This window comes from Pantoea sp. Ft-CA_14 (assembly GCF_024520875.1).
Classification (GTDB): domain Bacteria; phylum Pseudomonadota; class Gammaproteobacteria; order Enterobacterales; family Enterobacteriaceae; genus Pantoea; species Pantoea agglomerans.
The window spans coordinates 81,012-100,466 of the sequence record NZ_JALNPM010000005.1; the positions used below are offsets into that span (position 1 = coordinate 81,012).

A 19,455-nucleotide genomic window follows, 5' to 3' on the forward strand; every position below is an offset into this window, starting at 1 on the left:
GAGAATTCATGAGCCAACTTGAACTGAACGATCGCACACTGATCCTGCATCGCTTCCCGCAGATGCGTGACGAAAGTCCATTACAAGCCTGGGATGCGGCTGATGAATATCTGTTACAGCAGACGCTGCCAGAAGGGCCGGTGCTGGTCTTCAACGACAGTTTCGGGGCCTTAACCTGCGCCCTGAATTCGCGTACCGTCTGGCACGTCAGCGACTCATGGCTGAGCCAGCAGGCCGCCCGTCAGAATCTGACCTTTAATGGGCTGGATGACAGCGACGTTCACTTTGTTGATAGCCTGGCTGACCTGCCTGCTTCACCTGCGGCTGTGCTGATCAAGGTGCCTAAAACCCTGGCGCTGCTGGAGCACCAGCTGCGCGCCATTCGCGAAGTTGTCACGCCTGATACGGTGATTCTGGCGGCGGCGCGCGCCAAAGAGATCCATAACTCTACCCTGCAGCTGTTCGAACAGATCATTGGTGAAACCAAAACCTCACTGGCGTGGAAAAAAGCGCGTCTGATCTACAGCCAGTTCAGCAAGCCTGAACTGCGTGAGGCCACGCCGACGCTGGTCTGGCCGCTGGATGGCACCCCTTATCAGATTCACAACTACGCCAACGTCTTCTCGCGCGCTTCGCTGGATATCGGCGCACGGCTCTTTGTGCAGCATCTGCCGGAAAACATTGAGGGCGAGATTGTCGATCTCGGCTGTGGTAACGGCGTGGTGGGGCTGGTGGCGCTGGAGCAGAACCCGCAGGCCGAGGTGCATTTCCTTGATGAGTCTTACATGGCGGTCGCTTCCAGCAAGCTTAATGTGGAAGTGAACCGTCCTGAGGATCTGTCACGCTGTCAGTTCCTGGTGAACAACGTGCTGAGCGGCTATCCGTCAGATCGGCTGCACGCGGTGCTGTGCAACCCGCCGTTCCACCAGCAGCACGCGGTGACCGATCACCTGGCATGGCAGATGTTCCGTGATGCCAAACGCTGCCTTCAGTATGGCGGCGAGTTGCGCATTGTCGGCAACCGCCACCTCGATTATCACCACAAGCTGAAGAAGCTGTTTGGTAACTGTACGCTGATCGCCTCTAACCAGAAGTTCGTGGTGCTGCGCGCGGTGAAAATGCGCTAGTCAGACGGTTAATGCCAGTTGCGTCGCCTGCGCAATCGCACGGCGCGCATCCAGCTCCTGCGCCACATCTGCACCGCCGATGACTGTCACCCTCTGTCCTTTTGCACGCAGCGCGGCTTCCAGTTCGCGCTGCGGCTCCTGTCCGGCACAGATAATCACATTATCGACCTCCAGCAACAGCGTTTCGCCGTTGCGCCGCAGATGCAGGCCGCTGTCATCAATCGCCAGATACTCAACGCTGCCCCACATCTCAACGCCCTGCGCCTGCAGACTGGCGCGATGGATCCAGCCGGTGGTTTTTGCCAGCCCGGCACCCGGTTTTCCCGATCGGCGTTGCAGCAGCCAGATTTGCCGTAGCGCGGCAGGCGGCTCGGGTTTCATCACACCGCCACGCTGCGTCAGGCTGTGGTCGATGCCCCATTCGGCATAAAACGCCGCCAGCTCTTCGTCATGGGATGGCTGTGACAGATACTCCGCCACATCAAAGCCAATACCGCCGGCGCCGATAATCGCTACCCGTTTACCTACCGGGCGCTTATCGCGCAGCACCTCCAGGTAGCTCAGCACGCTGGGGTGGTCGATGCCCGGAATATCGGGCGTACGCGGCTGAATGCCGGTCGCCAGAACCACTTCATCGGCGTCACTCAGCTGATCCGCCGTCACCCGCCAGCCCGTCTGAACCGTCACGCCTGCGGCCGCCAGCTCATGCCGGAAATAGCGCAGCGTTTCGCTGAACTCCGATTTGCCAGGGATCAGCCGGGCAATATTGAACTGGCCGCCTATCTCCGGCGCGGCCTCATAGAGGGTTACCTGATGGCCGCGCTGCGCCGCCTGCAGCGCAAACGCCATGCCGGCCGGACCGGCACCCACTACGGCCAGCCTGCGCGGGGCGGTGCTGGCGATGACCGGCATCAGCGACTCATGGCAGGCGCGCGGATTGACCAGGCAGGAGGTGATTTTACCGGCGAACACCTGATCGAGGCAGGCCTGATTACAGGCAATGCAGGTGTTGATGCTGTCCGGTTCACCGCGCTGTGCTTTAGTGACAAAGGCGGGATCGGCGAGAAAAGGGCGCGCCATCGACACCATATCGGCGCAGCCGGACTGCAACAGCTGCTCGGCGACGGCGGGATGGTTGATGCGATTGGTGGCGATGACCGGCACCTTCACCTGTTCACGCAGGCGCTGCGTCACCCACGCAAAGGCCGCACGCGGCACGCAGGTGGCGATGGTCGGGATGCGCGCCTCATGCCAGCCAATACCGGTATTGAACAGCGTGACGCCGCACTGCTCCAGCTCGCCCGCCAGCAACAGCGTCTCCTCCAGCGTACTGCCCTCTTCGATCAGGTCGAGCATCGACAACCGGAAGATGATGATAAAGGCGTCACCGGTCGCGGCGCGAACGGCGCGGGTAATCGCCAGTGCGAACTGCATCCGCTGCCGGAAGTCGCCACCCCAGCGATCGGTGCGCTGATTGGTGTGCTTCACCAGAAACTGATTAATCAGGTAGCCTTCGGAACCCATGATCTCCACGCCATCGTAGCCCGCCTGCTGTGCCAGTCGGGCGCAGCGGGCAAAGTCATCAATGGTCTGTTCAATCGCCGCCTCGCTCATCGCCTGTGGCGTAAACGGGTTAATCGGCGCCTGGCGTGCCGAGGGCGCAACCAGATCGGGCTGATAGCTGTAACGACCGGTATGCAGGATCTGCAGGGCGATTTTGCCCTGATGCTGATGCACCGCCTCCGTGATCTGCCGGTGCCAGTCACATTGCGTCTCGTCGGTGAGCATCGCGCCATGCGCGGTGGTGACACCCTGGGCATTGGGAGCGATGCCGCCGGTGACGATCAGCGCGACGCCTTCACGCGCCCGCTCGCCGTAGAAAGCCGCCAGCCGGGCTGCGCCATCCGGGTGTTCTTCCAGTCCGGTGTGCATCGACCCCATCAGAAAGCGGTTTTTCAGTCGGGTAAAGCCAAGGTCCAGCGGCGTAAACAGCGCAGGATAGTCAGGATTGACGGACATGATAGTCACTCACGGTAAAGTGGTCGGATGAGTTCACTCTAGCCACTTCTGCGTTAAAAAAAAGTGAAAGAATGTCAGGGTGTGAGTGAAATCATAAACAACGGCAGGGGAGTGAGGTGAGTAACAAAGAGTGGGCGGAGCTAGCCCGTGCCTTGCGCAAAGAGGTTAAGACCGCCATCCGTGGCCCGCGTAGCTTTGCGACAGGCGTCAGCGCCCGTCGCTGTTAAGATCACGCTAACTGCTGTCAGCGCGGTGCCAGAAAACCCATTAACGTCGACGGATCCACGAATAGCGGGAGTGATAGCCGCTGCCGTGGTGGGTATTGAAGCGGTAGCTTGAACCGCTTTCGGCCATGCAGTAGGTGCAGACATTGACGTTATCGATCTGCGCAGCCGGCACACCCGCCTGCACCAGTAAATGCGTTGCCAGCGCAGGCAGATCGAACCAGACACCCTGCTGGCGGGCAGCGGCCTGTGGACGTTGCGCCAGAGGATTAACCGGCTGGTTCTGGTGCCAGCGCAGCCCGCTGGCCAATGCCGGGTTCTGCGCAATCTCCGCCAGCTGCGGTTCGGCCAGTTCATAACAGCAGGGGCCCATCGCCGGACCGATCGCCACCATCAGGTTCTGCGGCTCGCAGCCCTGCTCGCACAGTTTTTCAACCGCGCGGGTCAGCACACCCGCCAGCGTACCTTTGAGTCCGGCATGAACCGCGGCCACGATCCGCTGCTGGCGATCGGCGAACAGCACTGGCAGGCAGTCGGCGGTGTAGACCGCCACCGGGCGCGTCCCGCTGCCGATCACGCCATCAGACTCGCAGCTTTTGGGTGGGATGTTCTCGATATCGGTGACCACGGTCGCGCTGTGGCGCTGATGTCCATAGGCGGCCTCAGCGGGTGGTGGCTCTCCGGCTGGCTGAAACGCATATTCGAGCCACTCCAGCGAATCGAGCAATGGCGAGCGCGGGATCACGGCCATAGGAATCTCCTGTTATAACAGCGTGCGTTGGGCTGCCCACAGCTTACGTTAACTGCTACATTTTTGAAGCTTCTCCTCAGACCTTTCTCACCTTAAGGATGAAATGATGAAAACCTCCGCAAAACTGGCTGCATCCGGACTGGTCGCGCTGCTGCTTACCGGCTGCGCCTCGTCGACACATCAGACCGCGCAACAGCAACTCGGCCAGCAATCGGTGCTGGCGGTAAACTGGTTCCAGCAGTCTGGTGAATATCAGGCGCTGACCTGGCAGGCATTTAATACCGCGCGTATGGCGTTTGATCAGGCCCCCTCGCTGACTGGCAAACCCAAAGCGGTGATTGTCGATCTGGATGAGACGATGCTGGATAACAGTGCCTACAGCGCGTGGCAGGCGAAGAACGGCCAGCCGTTCAGCAGCAAAACCTGGTCAGCCTGGACACAGGCGCGGCAGGCGAAAGCGGTGCCGGGCGCGATAGAGTTTGCGCGTCATGTCACACAGAATGGCGGCACGCTGTTCTATGTCTCGAACCGGGATCAGAAAGATTACGCGGCCACGGTCGCTAACATGCAGCAGCTTGGCTTCCCCAACGTTAGCGATAAAACGGTACGTCTGAATACTGACAGCTCCAATAAGCAGGCGCGTTTCGATGCCATTAAAAATGCCGGCTATAACGTGGTGCTCTACGTTGGCGATAACCTCAACGATTTTGGTGGCGCGACCTGGCATCAGGGTAATCAGACGCGTCGTGATTTTGTGAATCTTAACCATCAGCAGTTTGGAACGCAGTTCATCGTGCTGCCGAATCCGCTCTACGGCGACTGGGAGAGCGGAATGGCGGAAAACTACAATAAACTGACGCCCGAACAGCAGCTGTCTGTGCGGGAATCGCGCCTGCAAAGCTGGAACGGTAAATAATTCGTCAAGAAAAAGAGCCTGACCGGGTCAGGCTCTGTTAAAACATGGTCCTGATTTACTTTCTCCCGTCACTATTTTGCTGCAAATTAAATTAATTATCTCTTGCTTCATTCTTATCTAAAATCAGGCATATCTGACTGGCTATCAGCAATTAAGCCGGTTGATCGTGCTAATGGTTAATTTTTTAATTAAGAGTATTCCTGGTAAAAAGCAGGCCGGTTGGTATGGCAGTGAATATCCCCTTGGTTAATGATTGTATTTTTTTGTCAGCAATAACTTTAGTTTATTATCTTTTATATTTTAATCTATTGATATTATTGATCTTAAAATGGTTTCCGCTAATTATTTCACTTCTCTGCTGCTTAATTAAATTTACTTACCCCTGACTCTTACTGACGCCGGATTGACAAATAGCATGATGTTAAAGTGCTGTGAAATATTGCTCGTGCATTGGTAATGGTTAGCGGCTATAACCTTTTTCTGTGACTCAGTTCTTATTTACCTGGCGGCTCACGCTTTATTTGTGAGCCGATACACTTTGTGGTTAGCCAGGATGCGACATCCCGGTAGTAGAGAGAAGATGATTGTGACGACACTTAAACCCTTATTAGCGAAAAATCGCAGTTGGGCATTACAGCGCCGCCAGCGTAATCCAGACTACTTTAAAAAATTCCTTCATCAGCAAAAGCCGCACTCACTCTGGATAGGTTGTTCTGATAGTCGCGTTCCGGCAGAAGTCTTAACTGGCTCCCATCCTGGCGAACTCTTTGTGCATCGTAATATCGCCAACATGGTGATTGAGGACGATGACAATTTACTGAGCGTGCTGCAATACGCGCTCTTCTTTCTCGGTGTAAAACGCATTGTATTAAGCGGCCACTATGGCTGCGGTGGGGTGGAAGCCGCGCAGAATCTGCCGGGTAGCGTGCTGGACGGGCAGGAGAGCGCGCTGGCGAGACGCATTCAGACGTTGCGTCATGACATTCAGCATGGTCTGGCGGAAAGCCCCCCTTCAGACGCGGAGCCGGGTGAACAGCTCGATCGGCTGGTTGAGGCCAACGTTAAGGCGCAATTCGCCAGACTGGTGAAATCTGAACCGGTCCGGCAAATCTGGCAATCGGGCCAGGAACTGGAGGTGTTTGGTTGTGTGTATGACCTGCGCTCCGGCCATCTTAAAGAGCTGATTCATCAATCTGCAGAGGAACCTTCATTATGAACCTCGATACCCTGCGTCGCGACATTCCTGCGGGTCTGGTGGTGTTTCTGGTCGCCTTACCGCTCTGTCTTGGCATCGCACAGGCCAGCGGATTACCGCCGTTTGCCGGTCTGCTGACCGGTGTGATTGGCGGCCTGGTGGTCACATCACTGAGTCCGTCCCGGTTTGCCGTCAGCGGCCCGGCGGCAGGCCTGGTCACCATCGTCGTTGCCTCAATGGCGTCTCTGGGCAGTTTTTCCGCCTTTCTCACCGCGCTGATTATTGCCGGAGCACTGCAATGCCTGTTTGGTCTGCTGCGTGCCGGACGGTTTATTTCGCTGGTGCCGGGCAGCGTCATTAAAGGGATGCTGGCGGCGATCGGTTTGCTGCTGATCATGCAGCAGATCCCGGTGGCGCTGGGTGCCGCGGGCGATGCGGAGCTGGTTTCACTGGTGACCGGTGAGATGACCTTCTCGCTGCCCGCGGTAGCAGTAGCAGGTGTCGGCCTGGCCATTTTATGTCTCTGGACCACCGCACCGGTGAAACGGATCAAAGCGCTGGCCTGGATCCCTGGGCCGCTGATTGCCGTGCTGATAGGCTGCCTTGCTACCGTCGTGGGTGGACGGCTGTTCCCGGAGATGACCAGCGGTCTGGCGCGCATTTCGTTGCCCGCTTTTGACAGCATTTCCGCGCTGGTAGCAGAGCTGGAAACGCCCGACTGGATGGCCTGGCAGAATCCGCAGGTCTGGGTCGTTGCGGTGACCTTAGCCCTGGTCGCCAGTCTGGAAACGCTGCTGAGTCAGGAGGCGCTGAAAAAACTGCGTCCTCAGACGCCCGCGCCATCGCCTAACAAAGAGATGTTCGCGCAGGGCATCGGTAACCTGGCGGCCGGTTTTCTTGGCGCGATGCCGATAACGGCGGTGATCGTGCGCAGTTCGGTTAACGTCAGTGCGGGCGCGCAGACCAAACTGTCGATCTTCATTCACGGTGTGCTGCTGCTGATTTGTGGTATGTGGTTCAGTGAGATGCTGAACGCCATTCCGCTGGCCAGCCTCGCTGCCGTGCTGCTCTATACCGGCTACAAGCTGGCGACACCCAAACTGTTTGTTGAGCAGTTCCGGATGGGCGCCCAGCAGTACGTTCCGTTTCTGGCCACCATCGTCGGTATTATCACGCTGGGCATGCTGGTCGGGATTGGTATCGGCATCGCCACGCAGATCCTCTATAGCATCTATAAAAGCCATCGCAACGCGCTGCAGCTCACCCGCTATGACGACCACTACGTGCTGCGCTTTCAGCAGAACCTGACCTTTATGCACAATCCAAAGCTGCAGGGATTGCTGGATGAGATCCCGGAGAACAGCGTAGTCATCGTCGATAACGACAATGCGGAATATATCGATCCCGACGTCAAAGCGGTGCTGAAAGATTTTGGCGATAACGCCGACAAACGCGGCATTCGCCTGAGTCAATGGCCGGTTGCCGTAAAATAGCGTTTAGCGCAACGGTAAAGTCGTCAGAACAGCAAAAATCGGATATCTCGGATATCCGATTTTTTTATTTGCGATGCATAATAGAGCCCCAGTTTTTGCTGTCATCTGATGGGTTTAGCCTCAAAACGGTAACTTTTCTGAGTTAGCCTATGAAACGAGGTTTTATCGCCGGATGACATTGAGGAAATTCAGGATTTAATCATTCTGACACCACGCGCCTGTCCAGGCTGGCGTGGACAGCCAGCCTCTCTGTGACAAGGTCCGGATGTATGCGCATACAGCTGTTTGAAGAGCACAACGTTAAAAAGAACGCATTTTCACTGTTTTTAATCACGTTGCTGTTTTGCTTTATCGGCGGACACCTGCGCTTTCCACAGGAGCTGTCGCTGTTCTGGCCGGTCAATGCGATCGTCACTGGCGTGATCGTCCGGAATCCTTTTCTGCATCAGACCCGTTATTACCTGGCCACCTTTGCCGCGATGGTGTTTAACGACATCGTTTTTTCAGGCTGGGCGCTCTCTGCTTTTACCCTCAACATGGCGAATCTTCTGTTTGTGCTGGTGGCGGTGACGCTGCTGGTAAAACATCTTCAGCACGACTCCGGCAGCGAGCGTATAACCAGCGTGCTGCGCATTTTTCCGGCCTGTCTGCTGGCCGGACTGGCCTGCGCCAGCTGGGGGGCGCTGGCGCAGCAGGCCGATTTTAACAGCGGGCTGGTGACGGCCTGGGGCGAATGGTTCAGCGAACAGTTCTCAACCGGGCTGATGCTGCTGCCCTTTTTGCTGACGCGCGACTGGGCGTCGCTGTCGCCCCGGCAGTTTATGCAGATGCGCAAGCTGGCACCGGTTGTCGCCGTGATTTTTTCGCTGATGATTGGCGCGATGATGGGCGGCGCAGGCAGCCTGACGTTCCCGGTTCCGGCGCTGGTCTGGTGCGCCATCGTGCTGCCGATGCCGCTCACCAGTCTGGTGATTTTGCTCACCGGCATTAGCGAAATCATTCTGGTTTCGCACGGTGTGATGAATATCCAGGGCGATGACAATATGCTGCCGATCACCCATCTGACCTCGGCACGGCTGGGCGTGGCGACCATTGCGATCAGCCCGCTGATTGTGGCGGTGAGCATGGATGCGATTCGCCAGCTCAACCAGCGTCTGGCGCTGCGCGCCAACTATGACTTCCTGACCCGGCTGCTGTCGCGTTCCGGCCTCTATGAAAGTCTGCGTGCTGAGCCGATCTTCCCGGACCGCCGGGCGGGCGTGATCCTGCTGGATGTCGACTACTTCAAAGCGATTAACGACAATTTTGGTCATGATGCGGGTGACAGCGTGCTGGAAGAGATCGCCCGCCGTATGCAGCGCGTTGTGGGTAAAGAGGGGCGCATCTGCCGTTTTGGCGGCGAAGAGTTTGCGGTGGTGCTGTTCGACCAGAATCCGGAAAAGCTCTACTTTCTTGCTGAGAGCATCCGGCAGAAGATGGCGAAAGAGAAGTTCTGGCTGCAGGGCAGTACGGCCACGGTAACTGTCAGTCTGGGGCTGGCGCATGGCAGTGCCGGTGAGGCGACGGAGTGGCACCGCGTGATCAACCGGCTGATTTCCGCAGCCGATAAAAATCTCTATCTGTCGAAACGCAATGGCCGCAATCAGACCTCGCCGGTTAACTACCGTGCCATCACCAGCGACGTGGCATAAGGCCACGCCGCCGGGTTGTGTCAGCTGACGCTGCTTTTCAGGGTACTGGCCTGCTGGTGGCGTTCAATCGCCAGGTCAATCAGGCGACTGATCAGATCCTGATAGCTGAGTCCGGCTGCCTGCCACAGTTTCGGATACATGCTGATATTGGTGAAGCCGGGCAGGGTATTCACTTCGTTGACGATAATTTCGCCATCGGCAGTTAAAAACACATCGACGCGCGCCATGCCAAAGCACTCCAGCGCGGTAAAGGCTTTGATGGCAACCTCACGTATCGCATCGCTGGTTTCCGATGAAATGGCTGCCGGGACCACCGTCTGTGCACCGCTCTCAGAGATATATTTGGTGTCATACGAGTAGAAGGCGTCATGCACCACCACTTCACCGCAGGGGCTGGCTTCGGGGGCATCGTTGCCCAGCACCGCACACTCGATCTCGCGACCTTTGATACCCTGCTCAATCAGCACCTTGCGGTCAAAGGAGAAGGCCAGCGCCAGCGCGGCATCAAATTCTTCAATGCTGTCCACTTTGCTGACGCCCACGGATGAACCCTGGTTGGCGGGTTTGATAAACAGCGGCAGACCAAAGCGGGCAATGACTGCGCTGGCGTCCAGCTGTGCACGCTGGGCCTGGGTGACGCTCACCCACGGCGCGACGTTGAGGCCGGCGTCGCGCAGCAGGCGTTTGGTAAAATCTTTATCCATGCTGACCGCAGAGCCCAGCACGTCGGAACCGACGAAGGGTAACGAGGCCATACGCAGCAGGCCCTGCAGGGAGCCATCTTCACCCAGCGTACCGTGCACGATCGGGAAGATAACGTCGATCTGCGACAGCGGATGGGCGTTATGACGGGTGATGATCTGCTGCTGAGTTGTGCCGGGCACCAGCGCCACATCTTCAGCGGCGTGATTCAGCGCGATCAGCGCCGGATTTTCAGCGTTAAGTAAGAAGTTTGAAGCATCGTTAAGACGCCAGTGTCCCTGCTTATCAATGCCCAGCAACACCACGTCAAACCTGGTTTTGTCGATCGCCTCAAGGATATTTTTGGCCGACTGTAACGACACCTCATGCTCAGCCGATTTCCCACCAAACACGATCCCTACCCGCAACTTTGTCATCAATTTTGCCCACTGAAAAAATCAAAACCACAAGATAGCATGGGCTTCGCGAGGGAAAACAGGTCAGGGCAACAGATAATTGTGAGCAGGCGATTAACCCTCGCCATTCAACAGAACGCTGCCGTTGCGCTGCCCGTGGTGGCGCGGGTGGCAGCTCAACGGCCCGCTCGCAAAGGTCACTGAATCTCCTCTTTAAGCTGATGCAGGCGGGGTGTCTGGTTTAACTTAATCTGACGCAGAGCCCAGCCAGACTTCAACCTGATGTTCCTGGCGATGGCTTTCCAGCGCTATTTCGTCGCCGTCACACCGTTTGCCATCCAGCCACAGCTGATAGGTGCTGTCACCGCGAGTAACCCGGATGTTGTAGATCCCTTCTCCCTCACGGTAGACTATTTTTATCTCTGGCCAGTCAGCGGGAAGCTGTGGGCGAAGAGACAGCGCGTTGCCGCGCCGGCTTATCCCAAGCAGACTCTCACTGATAAGCTGATAGGCCCAGCCTGATGAGCCGGTATACCAGGTCCAGCCGCCGCGCCCGCTGTGGCCTTCGGCCGCATACACATCCGCAGCCATCACATAAGGTTCCGCTTTGTAGATCGCCATATCCTGTTGATTGCCACTATGATTAACCGGATTAATCATAGAGAGCAGGGACCAGGCGCGCTCTGTCTCCCCCATCGCCGCAAAGGCCATAATCGCCCACAGAGCCCCATGGGTGTACTGACCGCCATTTTCCCTGACGCCCGGTAAATAACCGCGAATGTAGCCCGGATTTGGCCCTGCACCATCGAAAGGCGGAGTGAGTAATTTAATCAGCCGGTTATCCTTATCAACCAGATGCTGATAAAGCGCCGCCATCGCTGACCGGCATCTGGCGTCCTCGCCTGCGCCAGAGAGTACCGACCAGCTCTGGGCAATGGCGTCTATCCGGCACTCACTGTCAGCATGTGAACCGAGCGTCTGGCCACTGTCAAAAAAGCCGCGCAGATACCATTCGCCATCCCAGGCCGCATGGTTAAGCGCGGTTTTGAGCGTCTGCGCGTGCTCCTGACAGTGGCGGGCGGTATCTGTATCGCCGAACCGCACAGCCAGCGCGGCAAAGCGGTCCAGAACCGTATAGAGGAAGAAGCCGAGCCAGACGCTTTCACCCTTGCCGGCAATCCCGACGGTACTCATACCATCGTTCCAGTCCCCGGAGCCCATCAGCGGAAGGCCGTGCTGACCGTAATTAAGGGCGTGGTTAACCGCGCGAACGCAGTGCTGCCATAGCGGTTCATTAATCTTACTGACGCCCGGAAGCTCATAGACAGACTCTTCGTCCTCTGCCAGCAGGCGACCTTCAAGGTAGCTGACGGGCTGTGACAGCAGCGCCATATCATCGGTTGCCTGCACATAGCGGCACAGCGCATAGGGCAGCCACAGGTAGTCGTCGGAGCAGCGGGTTCTGACGCCACGGCCAGCAGGCGGATGCCACCAGTGCTGTACATCTCCCTCGATAAACTGGCGGGATGCACACAACAACAGCTGATCGCGCAGGCGCTGAGGGGCAGCGTGGGTCAGCGCCAGCGTATCCTGCAACTGATCGCGGAAACCAAAGGCACCACCGGATTGGTAATATCCGCTGCGTGCCAGCAAACGGCTGGCCAGCGTCTGGTACAGCAGCCAGCCGTTTGCCAGTAAATCGACCTCCGTTGCCGGTGTCTGGATTTGCACTTTAGTCAGTAGCTGGTGCCAGTGCTGTTTAACTTTGGACAGCTCGTTCTGAGCCTCCCCGGTGGAGAGGAACTGCTGCATTAGCGCTGTCACTGCACTCTCATCTTCCCCCACGCCAAGGGCAAAAACAAAGCTGCGGCTGTCGCCGTCAATCAGTGTCGTCAGCGTCTGCAGCGCGGCGCAGGGATCCATTCCTGCCCCGGTGTTGCCCGACAGACCACGAACATTCATCATCGCGGGCTGCCGTGTGGTGCCGTTACGGCCCAGACACTCAAGCCGGTTGCCGCTGTACGCAATCCGGTTACCTGTGACGGCAAAAAAAGCGGTCCGTGCAGAGCCCGTGCTGTTATAAAAGTTTCTGGCCAGAACCGCGCTGCCTGTCGCGATAACGGCAGGGGATGTCACCACATGCCTTGCAGATCGGCTCGCCAGCTCACCCAGAACCCATTCGACGTATCCGGTAATGGACAGATTACGCGTTTTGCCAGAGAGGTTACTCAGCGTCAGCAGGGAAAGTCTGACCGGCGCCTCTTCTGCCACGAACACCGTTAACGTGCTGCTGATGCCATACTCCGTGTGTTCAAACGTGCTGTAACCGAAGCCATGACGGGTCAGATAATCCCCCTTGCCGCGAACCGGAAGCGGCGTGGGCGACCAGACATCACCCGTCTCTTCATCACGCAGATAAAGCGCTTCGCCAGAGCTGTCACTGACGGGATCGTTGTGCCAGGGCGTCAGACGATATTCATGCGCGTTTTCATACCAGCTATAGCCCTGGCCACTCTCGGAAATGACGGTGCCCAACTGGCTGTTGGCCAGCACATTGCACCACGGCGCAGGCGTCTGCTGCTGGCCGGAAAGAATGATGTGATATTCGCTACCATCTTCGTTGAAGCCACCGGTGCCATTAAAAAACTGCAACCGCTCCGGCGAAAAGGTGACGGCTGCAGGCGGCGGCGTCTTACTGACCGATGGAAATGCAAAAGCAGGCGGGGTGCGCACCGGTTTTAACAGCGTGCTGAGCTGATCGGCGAGGCTGCCGTTCCGGCCTTCCAGCACGACCGCCGCGACGCTCAGCAACAGTTGCAGATCGTCAGCGGAAAAACTTTCGCTTTTGCGGATAAATATGCCGCCAGGTTTGTCCGCCTGCTGCCGTTCATCTCCGGCAGGGATCAGGGTCGTGAGCTGATTGAACAGGTTCTGCTGGTAGCCGCCCTGGTCGCTGTTCAGGATAAGCAGATCGACCGTCAGTCCTTTTTGTCGCCAGTACTGATGCGCCTGAATGAGGGTGGTGACCAGGTCGAGCTGATTAATGTTTTCTATCCGAACCAAAAGAATCGGCAGATCACCCGAAATCGCATGACGCCACAATGACTCCTGGCCCAGCCGGTTCTGCATCAGCGCGTCTGATTCGCCACGCATTTCGGCACTGGAAAACAGTACGGCACTGGCCAGCTGATTAAACAGGCTGGTATCTTCGGTGCGGATGTTCAACTGACGCAAAGCGACCTGACTGTGGGACCATGCCAGTTCAAACACCCGATCGGCGCTGATGTGGTTACGGTACTTCTCAATCAGCGCAATAGTGGTGTCACGCTGAAGTGTCACACCGTAAAGCATATCGATGGTGACGGCCTCTCCCGCTTTTAACGTCACTGACTGGCGAATTGATAACACGGGATCTAACACTGCCCCCTGCTGACCCGTTAATTCACTGCCCGGCATCAGCGCCTGAGCATCGGCTGGTGTCCTGCCGCGCCCGAGAAAACGAGCCCGGTCGGTTTCAAAAGAGGTCTGGCGGCCGGTATTGCCATGTATCGCCATCGCGTGAAACATCCATGCCGTCACTTCATTCTCTTCACGTGGCCGACGGTGAGCCAGAATTGCTTCCAGCCTGTCAACGATTTCAGTCTGGACGAACAGATTACTGAACGCAGGGTGGGCCATGTCGCTGGCTGCTGGTGCCAGCACCACTTCGGTGTAGCTGGTGATATCAAACGGGCGGGTCTGACGGGAACGGTTAGTGACCGTGATGCGTCTGATCTCCACATCATCTTCCGGGGAGACCACGATATGCGTGTGAATGCTGAAGGTAGTGCCTGAAGCGTCAAACTCAATCCCGGCATCATTGAAACGGGTTTTATAATGCGGACGCTCGCAGCAGGTCGGCTGATAGCTATGAGCAATCACTTCGGCGGATTGCTGATCGGTAACGTAGCAGAACGTTCCGTAGTTGTTGCTGGTGCTATCCGCACGCCAGCGGGTGAGTGCCAGCCCCTTCCACTGGCTGTAGCCTGTCCCCGCGTGCGTCACCATCAGATGATAATCTGCATTGGAAAGCAGCTGAAGTTGTGGCTGGCGCGGATCTGAACCACTGAATTCACGCTGGTCGGGAATGCTGCGCTGCTGTTTAGGGTCACTGTTTTCGACAAAACTGCGGCGTGGGGTATAGAGCTCAATATCATCAGGCACTTTTTCCTGCAGCAGCAAACGCGACGACTGAAACAGTGCGCTGGACATAAACCGCGCGACCATGGGCGCATCCAGCAGCTGGTGAGAGAGTGCTAGCAATCCCATCGCCTGGTGATGGGCCATATACGATTTGACGATCGCAAATGGCTGACCGGGAGCCAGTCGGTCCGCAGTGAAATCCAGCGCTTCGTAATAACCGTAGTCACCGCTGGCACCCATTTTTTTAAGTCTTATCAGATTAGCCGTCGCCTCCTGCGGCAGCACCATCAGCGCCAGCAGCGTCGCATAGGGCGCAACAACATGATTGTCATTCAGGCCGCGTTTCAGACCCAGTTCTGGCGTACCAAATGCCCGATACTGGTAGTTATGATTGACGTCAAACGCAGCGTAACCCGATTCCGAAACGCCCCAGGGCGTATCGGTGCTGTTACCCGAGACAATTTGTTGCCTGACCGCCGATAACGCCATCTTTTCCAGTAGCGTGTCGGGGTAAACCGGCATGACCAGGTGCGGCATCAGGTATTCAAACATTGAGCCGCTCCATGACATCACGGCGGGCTGGTTATTCAGCTGAGTAAATAAGCGACCCAGCACAAACCAGCTCTTGGCCGGAAGCTGGCTGGTGGAGATAGCAAAGTAGTGCGTCAGGCGGACTTCTGAAGGGAAAAGGTCATATTTGCTGGCGTCCAGCAGACCGCTGTCCATGTTATAGCCCACGCTGAGTAAAGACGTGGCCGGATAATAGAGAAAGCGGAAGTCCATACTGGCGTGATCGCTAAGGCGGCTGTCCAGCTCCAGCAGGGCAGCCATTCGTTCGCGGGCGGCCCATATCACCGTCTCTGCCTGTTTTTCCGGGAGTCCGGGGCGGTTCAGGTTCAACTCAGCGAGCCACAGCAATGACGGAATGTCGGCAGGCAGTGGCGCATCCGGGCTAACCCAGCTGAAAAGGAGGGACCACTCCTGAGTAAAATCGACCAGCTGCTGGTGGAAAAGCGCCGGCCAGTTCACCTGCGTTGTCGGAAGATAAGCCTGTTCTGCCAATACGCTTAATGCCAGCAGAGCCTGCATCCCGGCGTGAAAATCGGCGGGTGAAGCGCGCTGCATCAGGCTTAGCTTAGCTGCGATTTGTTCCACAATGTCGCTGCGGGTGTCGCTCAGCTGGTCTTTAAGCAGTGAGAAGGTATCGGAGAGACCTTCCAGGATACAGGGAAGAGACATCACCGGCTGGTATTTCCACTGCGCCAGGCCAGCCTGAAGGGTCACAAGGTGAGCCGCCATATTACCGCTGTCTACGGTTGAGACGTAGCGTGGGTTCAGCGGTTTTAACGTCTGGGTGTCATACCAGTTGTAAAGATGTCCTCTGAAATGCTCCATTCGATCAAGGGTATCGAGGGTGTCGAGAGTCCGGCTGATGACCCGATTCTGGCTGATATAACCAAAATCCCATGCCGTCAGGTTTGCCAGCAGCGACAGGCCAATGTTGGTCGGTGAGGTCCGGTGGGCCACCCTCGACTCCGGAATCTCCTGCAGATTGTCAGGCGGCAAATGGTTGTTGTCACTGCTGGCAAATTCGTTAAACCAGGCCCAGGTTTTACGCGCGGTGCGACGCAAAAAGAGGCGCTGTTCCGCTGAAAGGCTGCCCGGCTGAGCGCGTTTAGGCTGGCTCATGCGGCTCAGTAACGCGGGGGCGACCGCCCACAATAAAGCGAGCGCCAGTGCGACATGCGTCATCGACGGCATGCTCAGGCTGGTCAGGAATACCAGAACCGCGCCTGCTACCGGATTAATCCACATGCGGCGGTAGAAATGGCGCACATCAGGCTCGACAGGTTTCTGTGATGAAGCGCTTTTCCACTCGTTCAGATAGCGATGGCTGATAGTCAGGCGCCATAAGGTCACGATAATCGCCTTCAGCGACCAGTAACTCTCGTGAGGCAGAATGGCCAGCGCCAGGCCAGCGCGGGAGAGGCGGTTAAAGGCATCGGTGACCAGCATGGATAGATGATGCCGCCAGGCACGCGTTTTACTTTTCGTCACCCCATCGATCACCAACGCTGGCAGTCCCGGAAGCAGCAGAAAGAGCATGATGCACCCGACCCAGAATACCGGGTTCGGTACTATCGTACACAGCATAAATACCAGCATCAGCAGGGCTGGTGCCACCAGGCTGCGGCGCAGATTGTCTGTTAATTTCCAGCGGGAAAGCGCACTGAGCGGGTTTTTTTGACGACTGCAATCTTCCTGCCGCACCTGCAGCCGTAGCCAGTTAAGGAGCTGCCAGTCGCCCCGCACCCAGCGAAATCGTCGGGCAACATCGCTCAGGTAACTATCCGGATATTGTTCATACAGGACGACGTTACTGACCACACCGGAGCGGGCATAGCACCCCTCAAGCAGGTCATGGCTCAGCACCAGATTTTCCGGACAGGTATTGCGTATCGCCCGGCTAAAGGCAGCGACATCGTAAATACCCTTGCCGACAAATGAGCCTTCACCAAACAGATCCTGATAAATATCGGATGAGAGTGAGGAGTAAGCATCATTCCCCGGAATGCTGCTGCACAGCCGGGCATAGCGGCTCTGACCGTTAACCGGTATCTCTTCAGCCAGACGAGGCTGCAGGATGGCATAGCCTTCAACTACCCGATTTATGACATCGTCGAATACCGGCGCATTGAGCGGGTGGGCCATGACGCCAATCAGCTTATGCGCAGTCTCACGCGGCAGTATTGTGTCGCTGTCGAGAGTAATCACATATTTAACGCTGTGCAGCTGCGCCTGCGTGGCACCTACCGTGACGCTAAAGGCGTTTTCTTCACCCTGAAGCCAGCGATTCAGGGCATGGATCTTACCGCGCTTGCGTTCATACCCCATCCAGACGCCCTGAGAAATATTATGGGTGCGGTCACGGTGTAACAGGGAGAAGAGCGCAATGTCCGATTTACCCCCGCTGTAGCGCCGATTCAGCGCTTCCGTTTTCAGCACGGCGTAACGGATAAGCGCGGCGTCATGATGATGGTCCTGTTCGGCGCTATCGGTAAAGTCGGTCAGTAACGCAAAACTGATATTCGCTAAGGCGTTACCGAGATAGCAGATTTCCAGAGAGCGCAACAGGGCGTCTGTTCCCTCATTGCTGCTGAGTAAACAGGGGATAACCACCAGTGTGCGGTCATGCTCCGGTACCGCCTGAGCATAATCGAGTCGGGGCAGGGGAAGGGGATGGCGGCTGCGGGTGGTTAACTCGCTCAGCAACTGCAAGGCTAGCTGGCTGCTGACAATGATGGCGGGCAGCACCAGCAACCACAGTAATGACGCCATGCCCGCCTGATGGGTGCTGTAGAGCATCTCGGCGGTAAACGCGGTTGTCAGCAGTAAAAGGCTGCCTAACCAGGAGAGTAAAGGAGTCTGGCTCAGATGCTGCCGGCTCCTGTTCAGCCACGTCACCTTAACGTCAAGCTGCTGTTCCAGTTGCAGAAATCCTTTATCCAGCAGGTAATAGCCGACATGCTGCTGACGCAGGGGAAGATCAGGCTGGCTGGCCAGCGTCAGCACAGCCTGGGCGACTTCACGTTCATCAAAGCGACTGTTCCGTGCCAGACGTTCAATCACGTGGCGGTAGTCATCGCGACTGTCAAAATGCATCAGCGGGTATGTCCCGGTGGGATCCTGCTGCAGGACTTTCTCAACCAGGCTGACGGATTCGACAAAGGCCTGCCAGTCAATTTCGCCGAGTTGCCGCAGGCCGGTAATACTGTTGCTGACAGAGAGCTGACTCAGGGCCAGCTGCCGGTTGAACTGCTCAATGACTTCCGAGGTTTTCCGGCCGGTATTTTCCAGCTGTTGTTCGACCCAGGTTAACGCCAGGGTATTGTTCTGGCCACTTAATCGCCGTTCAAGTTCAGCAACGAAAGCGCCGGAAACCTGCGGGTTCTGGCGGGCCATATCAGCGATGACCAGAATAACTTTTGACGCATCTTCGGCGGCAGTGGAGAGGATATCGCTGATCCACTGCTCCGCTTTATTACGTTCCTGATGTACCCTGGCGACGTCAGCCGCAATCCGGGCCAGATTGTTGATAAGCGCAAACCGTAACATGGCAGGCATGGCCCACAGTTCGCCGAGCAGCAGGGGCGTAACGCGCTGGTAGGCAGCGATAAAAGGATGCAGGACGCTGGTTTCCAGTCGGCCATCACTGTGCTTAATCATCTCCTCGGCGATAGCCTGGATGCGCAGGTAATGAGCCGACTCCTCCAGCATGGGCAGTCCTTTACCAAATTTTGCCGGTAACAGGTGCCGGACCAGGCGGATCTGCTCTTCAATGATGTAAAAATTATCCAGTATCCAGACGGCCGCTGGTGTCTGGCTGCGCTTATCGCCTTCACTCAGGATTTCTGCGCTGCGCGTCAATGACAGTTCATTATCTGCCAGCTGCTGCAACAGTCGGTAGGACCATTTTCCACCCGACAGATTATGCGTTTTCGCTAATTTTTCGCCGTAGTTATCCATTTGTTCAGCCGAAAAAATATCTGGCCGGTGGGCCTGATAAATACCTTCAGTCGGGAACAAAGGAAAATGCTCATCGGGTAATTCACTTTCCCGGCTGAACCACGTCGTCAGTTTTATTTTCACACTCATTTCCTTGCGCTTGCGCAGCAGCTGGATCCGGAAAAAAAGAAAGGATGACAAAAAAGGAGCCAAAAGAAGGGCTGGAGGTGATAAACAGGTGTAGATGATATTGA

9 protein-coding genes are annotated in these 19,455 nt (G+C 56.7%); 5 read left to right on the forward strand and 4 right to left on the reverse strand.

What is annotated here, in order from left to right; all coding sequences use genetic code 11:
* The first annotated feature begins 8 nt into the window (after positions 1–8).
* Complete coding sequence (rlmG, locus tag NR195_RS09840; protein ID WP_256844466.1) at positions 9–1,127, forward strand: 23S rRNA (guanine(1835)-N(2))-methyltransferase RlmG; 1,119 nt, start codon at positions 9–11, stop codon at positions 1,125–1,127.
* Here rlmG and NR195_RS09845 read toward each other — a convergent pair whose 3' ends face one another.
* Together NR195_RS09845 and NR195_RS09850 are read right to left on the reverse strand one after the other, a co-directional pair.
* Positions 1,128–3,146 (reverse strand): NADPH-dependent 2,4-dienoyl-CoA reductase, encoded by a 2,019-nt coding sequence (locus NR195_RS09845; protein WP_256844467.1) that lies wholly within the window; start codon positions 3,144–3,146, stop codon positions 1,128–1,130.
* 267 nt (positions 3,147–3,413) lie between these two features.
* Positions 3,414–4,121 carry a polyphenol oxidase family protein gene (locus tag NR195_RS09850; RefSeq protein WP_124890346.1) on the reverse strand — a complete coding sequence of 236 codons (708 nt, stop codon included), beginning with the start codon at positions 4,119–4,121 and terminating at the stop codon, positions 3,414–3,416.
* Between the two features lie 106 nt (positions 4,122–4,227).
* On the opposite strand from NR195_RS09850, the gene NR195_RS09855 reads away from it, so the two are divergent.
* The 4 genes from NR195_RS09855 to NR195_RS09870 all read left to right on the forward strand — a co-directional run bounded on the left by NR195_RS09855 (position 4,228) and on the right by NR195_RS09870 (position 9,416).
* Positions 4,228–5,037 (forward strand): 5'-nucleotidase, lipoprotein e(P4) family, encoded by an 810-nt coding sequence (locus NR195_RS09855; protein WP_010699771.1) that lies wholly within the window; start codon positions 4,228–4,230, stop codon positions 5,035–5,037.
* A gap of 580 nt (positions 5,038–5,617) precedes the next feature.
* Positions 5,618–6,253 (forward strand): carbonic anhydrase, encoded by a 636-nt coding sequence (locus NR195_RS09860; protein ID WP_029519418.1) that lies wholly within the window; start codon positions 5,618–5,620, stop codon positions 6,251–6,253.
* Positions 6,250–7,725 carry a SulP family inorganic anion transporter gene (locus NR195_RS09865; RefSeq protein ID WP_115387158.1) on the forward strand — a complete coding sequence of 492 codons (1,476 nt, stop codon included), beginning with the start codon at positions 6,250–6,252 and terminating at the stop codon, positions 7,723–7,725. The genes NR195_RS09860 and NR195_RS09865 overlap by 4 nt, the downstream gene beginning before the upstream one ends.
* A 269-nt stretch (positions 7,726–7,994) precedes the next feature.
* Positions 7,995–9,416: a GGDEF domain-containing protein gene (locus NR195_RS09870; RefSeq protein WP_022623912.1), complete on the forward strand. Its 1,422-nt coding sequence runs from the start codon at positions 7,995–7,997 to the stop codon at positions 9,414–9,416.
* 20 nt (positions 9,417–9,436) lie between these two features.
* Here the strand turns inward: NR195_RS09870 and ddlA are convergent, their stop codons facing one another.
* Both ddlA and NR195_RS09880 read right to left on the reverse strand, forming a co-directional pair.
* The gene (gene ddlA / locus NR195_RS09875; protein WP_033785579.1) at positions 9,437–10,534 is read right to left on the reverse strand and encodes a D-alanine--D-alanine ligase; all 1,098 of its coding nucleotides are present in this window, start codon (positions 10,532–10,534) and stop codon (positions 9,437–9,439) included.
* 225 nt (positions 10,535–10,759) lie between these two features.
* Positions 10,760–19,345: a GH36-type glycosyl hydrolase domain-containing protein gene (locus tag NR195_RS09880; RefSeq protein WP_256844468.1), complete on the reverse strand. Its 8,586-nt coding sequence runs from the start codon at positions 19,343–19,345 to the stop codon at positions 10,760–10,762.
* Positions 19,346–19,455: the final 110 nt, after the last annotated feature.